Here is a 4,869-nt window from a genome sequence, read left to right as displayed (position 1 = left end):
ACAGGGCGGTGATGGCCGAAGGTTGGAACAGCCGACGTTCCAAGGCTGGTCAATATTGCTCACGTGCCAAAAGAAATTGACGTGTCGTTAGCGAATTGGGGCGTTCCCGGATTCAAATTGGGAAAAATTGAACCAAGCCTGATACCGTGGAAAAAGGCCGCCAACTGGGGCGGCCTTCGACTTCTGTCAGATTGTGCATATTGCCCGGAGGGAACAAAGACGTTCGTATGCGTGGGGCGATCATCATAACAGCAGTCGTATTGGCGTTCGCGTTGGCTTTGTCGCGTGGGCGCCAGCCCGATACGGATATCCTGCCTACGCAGCCGCTGCCTGCGGGCGGCCGGAAAACTTCAAATGCAGCCGAAGATCAAAGGATGTACCTGCCCGGCCTGCAATGGAACGGGCTTCCCGAAATTGTGGCGGGGTTCTGGGCTGGAATGTTGACTACCAACGGCGCATCTTTCGATCATGTCAAAGCCGAACGTTACAGAAGCAGATTTGAAGCGCGCCCGGAAGATTCATAACGCCTTGTGGCCCTTCCAAGGGATGGGCGGGGCGAGCCCGAACCGCATCATAAGTGCAATCGCCCGAGGCATCTCCGAGGGGCGTGAGCAAGGACTGGAACTAGCGAAGAAGGCTGCGGAATGACCGCCCCACTACCCAACTGAGGCGGCCTTACAGGAGATAAAATGACAGACGTCCCCTTCAAAGTAGGCGACCGAGTAAAGAAGCGCTCAGGTTACGAGTATCCGGGTTTCATCGTGTCGGTTTTTGCAAACCGAGCGGGGGCCGTTGTCGTGGAGGCGGACCACTGTGCCTTCTCCGGCATGTTGCACATCTTCAATGGCGACCAGCTTGAACATCGCTAGGGCAAACTAGGCCACTGCCGTGGTCGTGGCTGTCGAGATGATGACCGCTGGGCGGACCGTCGCGGCCATCCGCGACCGGACCTCCGCGGGGACCGCGCGACCGCGCCCCTTCAGCATATTTGCGTTTTTCGTTTTTTGTGTTTCGTTTGCCCGATCCGCTTTTCAAAAGGGAACGCGCATGCGGCGCATCGATCTGGTCACGGCCACAATGCAGGGCTGGGCGCGGCTCGACCCGGCGCAGCGCGACCAGTTTTTTGAGGCGTCGTGAGGCTCGACCGGCTTGAGCTGCGAGCTTGGCTTCGGCGGCGGCTCCAATATCCGCCGCTCGCGGCTGTCGATCCCGCCGCCTTCACAATCTCGGATGCCGATATTGCCTTGCTGATGAAAAACTTGCCTTTGAGGGCGGACGATGCCGATGGCGACAAGATCATCCCATAGGCACGGAACGCTTCCGCCCGAATTCGCCGCATGGATCGCGATCCGATCGCGCGACCCGGCCAAACGAGGTGTGCTCGTTTGTGCACTTCTACCTCGACGTCGGCCCGCGCCCGTCGTGGCGGCACCTGCTCATCCGCGACGACACAACCGGCGACTTTGGGCCGGGCAATGCCCGATGGCAGATTGCGCGGGGATATCGGCGGGCGCGCGCTCGACGATGATGGCGGGCATCGGAAACGCGTTGCTTGGTGACGCCGGGAAACTGGGTACTGGCCGAAATAGGCCACTCGCAGGAAACAAAACAGGTCGCCTTTCGCGAGGTCCGAACATCGGGCACTCCAATCCAAACCATTTTCTTTTGAACGTCATGATCCTCCACTACCACCCCGGCAAAGGACCCCCTTCGCCGGGGGCCGCAACCATCACTACTCTGCCTTCGGTGCTTCAACCGCAGCCGGTGCATCCGCCGGAGCCTCCACAGCCGGAGCCTCCGTAGGAACTGCCTCCACGGCCGGAGCTGCCTCTGGTACCTTCACTTCCTCTACCGTTGGTTCATCTGGTGTCATTGCGATCACTCCTCGGGAGGTTGGGAAAAACCGGCGTGGACACCTCCCATAAGCCCCGCCGATATTTCTGGCCATCAACACAAATATCGTGGGCCGGGGCCCGGCCCGTCACACCCGATTAATATCCCCGGTGGCTCTCCCCCGACCCCTCTGCGCCCCCCGGCTCTGGCACCGGGCAGCTCTCTGCTCAGGGTAGCGGATACATTTACGTATTTCTCACAGGAGCCGGTCAGCGCCGCCGCGATGGTGCGCAATCCCCGCCCGGCCGCCGCGCATCACCTCGACTGTCACGTCATCACCGCGACACCGTGCGAGCCATCAACGATGGGGTGTCCGCTTTTGGGGCCAAAGCCGGCGGGAATATCAGCACCGCCGCGGCAACCAGAGCGACCATACTGTGCCGCAAAACAACGCGAGCTAATGGTCAAAATTGCTCATTCATGAAAATTAAACGAAACGGGATTTTGCCATCAGAGTAGGACGGCAAACGTCATCGCGCCATCACCACGTCGAGCGCGCCACCATCACGACGGCGGCAGGCAGCGGCAGGGCGGGCGCAACGGCCTCGGCGGGCTGCTCGACGGACGCTGGTCTGATGGTCGCCAGCACCTCGTCGGTGATGGGGTTGTGGATCGTCACCGGCTTGCCGGTCGCGTTGGCTTCCAGTTCTGCCACCGCACGGGCCTGCGTGCCGGGCACGAGCGCGTCACCTTCATCGCTGGTGATGCAGACGACATCGGTGCTGCTTTCGAAATTCATTTTGAGTTCGCTTTCCAATCGGACGGGAGCGTCCAAACGGAACGCTAGTCGCCGGTTCAACCCCGGACAACGATTGGGAAGCGCGAGCCTCAGGGCCATTACAAGGCCGTCCAGCGCGCCGCCAGCGCCGGGGCTACAGGAGAACCACCGGCCAAGCCCCGCCAGCTCACCACGGGCCGCGCTGCGAGCCTGCGGCGGCCCTTAAAATCTCGCCGGGTACTCACAGGACACGCCAAAAATCTCAAATTTACAATGTGTTGAAATCGCAGCGCTTTTCAGGCTCTCGCCCGCTCAATTTCTTGCCCTTGTAGGGCGAGGCTTTCCAAGGCTCGCGTCCAGCGGCGGCCGGAACTTGATGCGCTCGCCGAAATCGATACCCGCCGAACCAGGTTGCCGAGATCCTCGTAGCCGAAGTCCGGATCGCAGGCCGCGTCGCTGATCAGGATGAACTTGCAGCGGCGGCGGATCATCTCGTAGGCGCCGAGATTTTCGAAATGGCCGCCATCCGACAAGTAGACATAAGGGTCGTTCGACGGCACCGGAGATCGTCACTGCACTGCCCCGATCGAAGGCTGCTTCCGCGCGGCGGCGCTCTACAACGGCGGCATGTCGCTCGGCACGCCGCGCTTCATCGGTTCGGGTGACCAGAAATGGCGGTCAGCGTCGCCACAAACGACAGCGCCCTGCGCTCTTGCAACTGCAGTTCCTGCGATGCCAGCGTGTTCAGCGCCATGTTGACGACTAGGAACTGTGGCGGCGGCGTGGGTTCGTGCTGTGGCTGCCCATTCACGGGCTCGGCTTTGCTTGGCCAGATATCGCGCAGCTTGAGATTGTCGCGCTCGTCGAAGTCCGTGAATTTGTTTGGCGTCTGGCCCGCATGCGAGGCGCCGAGGACCGTACGGATCAGGCGGTTGCGGTAGACGTTGTGCAGCGAGAAGCGGTTAATATTGATGAAGTGCGACGCCCCGAGCCCGATGATGAGAAGGATGATGAAGGCCACTAACGTCCAAGCCATCGCCGTCAGAAGAGGTAACGGCTTCGTCACGAGCACATCGGTCACGGAAAGGGCCGAGCTCACGGGCGGAATCGACGGGTGCGCGAAATACGTCCGCGTGAGCGGCTTGCCGAACATCAGGTCGTCGAACTTCCACGAAATCAGGATGGCGGCACTCGCCAGGAAAACGGGCGTAGCGCAGCCGAGGATGACGCGGTAGGTGGCGGCGGTCCACGAATTGATCTGCTCGCGCACCATCGCGGCCCTTGACGGCGCCTTGCCGAGCACCGCGATCAGGATGCCGGCGAGACCGCCTGCGGCGGCAATGAGCTGCGGGCCGAAGTCGGCAAGTGCGAACATGGGTGGCGATCCGAACAGCACCAGCCCGGTAACGATAAGGAGGAAGCGTCTGCGCGGTTCGCAGCGCGGCCGTAAACTGCGAGGACGCGGCGGCAGTCACTGCATCGAATGCTCGATCAAGTTGAGAGGTCGACGAAAGCCGAGCAGGGATAAACCTGATGGTTCAGCTGCGACAGCACAAGCAAGCCGATGCAGGCGCGATATCTACGATCCGGCGGCCGCCAATGGGCTAAAGCCCGAAAGGCGCAGATCGCTGACGACTGATCGAAGCAGAATAAGACCCCGGCGCATACGTAGAGGTATTCGAGGTGCACGGTGTCTTGCCGACCTGCTTCTTGGCAGGGAAGGGCGACTACCCGGAAGACTACGCTTTTCATCAGCATGAGCGGGTCGGATGCTGACCACAGATTGACCACCGAAAACCCCGTGAACAAACGGCGATAAAGGTGATCAATCGCGATCAAACTTCATTGTTTTTGTTGATCTTTTCGTTTGCTATTTACCTTCGGGACGCAAGGGGGCGCAGGTGGCCGAAACATCCGGTTCGAAACTAGTCGTCGGTTAAGAAGCCGATTTGAGTGGTGTGCGGTGGCTGGTGACTGAGAAGAAGGCAGCCAGGAAGAGGTACCAAAGAGCCCTTAGCCAGGCGAGGATGCGGCGGAAGTTGTAACCGACGGCGGAGAGGATGACGTTGGCGGCATCGCCGGCGCGGCCTTTGAGGTAGCAGCGGCCGAGGTGTCCGTCAGCCTTCAAATGGCCGATCACGGGCTCGATAGCGGAGCGGCGCCGCAGCTGGCGCTTGATAGTGCCGAAGACGCCGCGCTTCTGGCCGGAGATGAAGACGCGGCGCGGGTTCTGTGCGTCATGGCCGCGGTATCCCTTG

The 4,869-nt window shown here is 60.9% G+C and carries 6 protein-coding genes and 1 pseudogene; 3 read left to right on the top strand and 4 right to left on the bottom strand.

Features of this window, described 5'->3' with window-relative positions:
* Positions 1 to 227: 227 nt before the first annotated feature.
* The 3 genes from K359_RS0147045 (at position 228) to K359_RS62765 (ending at position 1,307) form a co-directional block, all read left to right on the top strand.
* Positions 228 to 524: a hypothetical protein gene (locus K359_RS0147045; RefSeq protein ID WP_029085152.1), complete on the top strand. Its 297-nt coding sequence runs from the start codon at positions 228 to 230 to the stop codon at positions 522 to 524.
* 165 nt (positions 525 to 689) lie between these two features.
* Entirely contained in the window at positions 690 to 869 is a 180-nt protein-coding gene (locus K359_RS0147040; RefSeq protein WP_029085151.1) for a hypothetical protein, read from the top strand.
* 264 nt (positions 870 to 1,133) lie between these two features.
* Positions 1,134 to 1,307, top strand: a complete 174-nt coding sequence (locus tag K359_RS62765) for a hypothetical protein (RefSeq protein WP_156929114.1) — start codon at positions 1,134 to 1,136, stop codon at positions 1,305 to 1,307.
* Positions 1,308 to 2,374: 1,067 nt separating this feature from the next.
* Here K359_RS62765 and K359_RS0147025 read toward each other — a convergent pair.
* From K359_RS0147025 to K359_RS56365, 4 genes and pseudogenes are all read right to left on the bottom strand, one after another.
* Entirely contained in the window at positions 2,375 to 2,632 is a 258-nt protein-coding gene (locus K359_RS0147025) for a hypothetical protein (RefSeq protein WP_029085149.1), read from the bottom strand.
* Positions 2,633 to 2,907: 275 nt separating this feature from the next.
* Entirely contained in the window at positions 2,908 to 3,171 is a 264-nt protein-coding gene (locus tag K359_RS0147020; RefSeq protein ID WP_029085148.1) for a hypothetical protein, read from the bottom strand.
* An 89-nt stretch (positions 3,172 to 3,260) separates the two neighbouring features.
* Entirely contained in the window at positions 3,261 to 3,986 is a 726-nt protein-coding gene (locus tag K359_RS0147015) for a hypothetical protein (protein WP_029085147.1), read from the bottom strand.
* 561 nt (positions 3,987 to 4,547) lie between these two features.
* Positions 4,548 to 4,869: pseudogene (locus tag K359_RS56365) on the bottom strand (IS5/IS1182 family transposase); the annotation flags it as partial.

This window comes from Bradyrhizobium sp. th-b2, assembly GCF_000426785.1.
GTDB classification, from domain to species: Bacteria; Pseudomonadota; Alphaproteobacteria; order Rhizobiales; family Xanthobacteraceae; genus Bradyrhizobium; species Bradyrhizobium septentrionale.
This window is presented reverse-complemented; position numbering and strand designations above follow the sequence as displayed.

What these genes read in the sequence shown, in the direction of transcription:
- K359_RS0147045 (WP_029085152.1), top strand. Translation starts at nt 228, where the DNA reads ATGCGTGGGGCGATCATCATAACAGCAGTCGTATTGGCGTTCGCGTTG.
- K359_RS0147040 (WP_029085151.1), top strand. Translation starts at nt 690, where the DNA reads ATGACAGACGTCCCCTTCAAAGTAGGCGACCGAGTAAAGAAGCGCTCA.
- K359_RS0147025 (WP_029085149.1), bottom strand. Translation starts at nt 2,632, where the DNA reads ATGAATTTCGAAAGCAGCACCGATGTCGTCTGCATCACCAGCGATGAA.
- K359_RS0147015 (WP_029085147.1), bottom strand. Translation starts at nt 3,986, where the DNA reads ATGTTCGCACTTGCCGACTTCGGCCCGCAGCTCATTGCCGCCGCAGGC.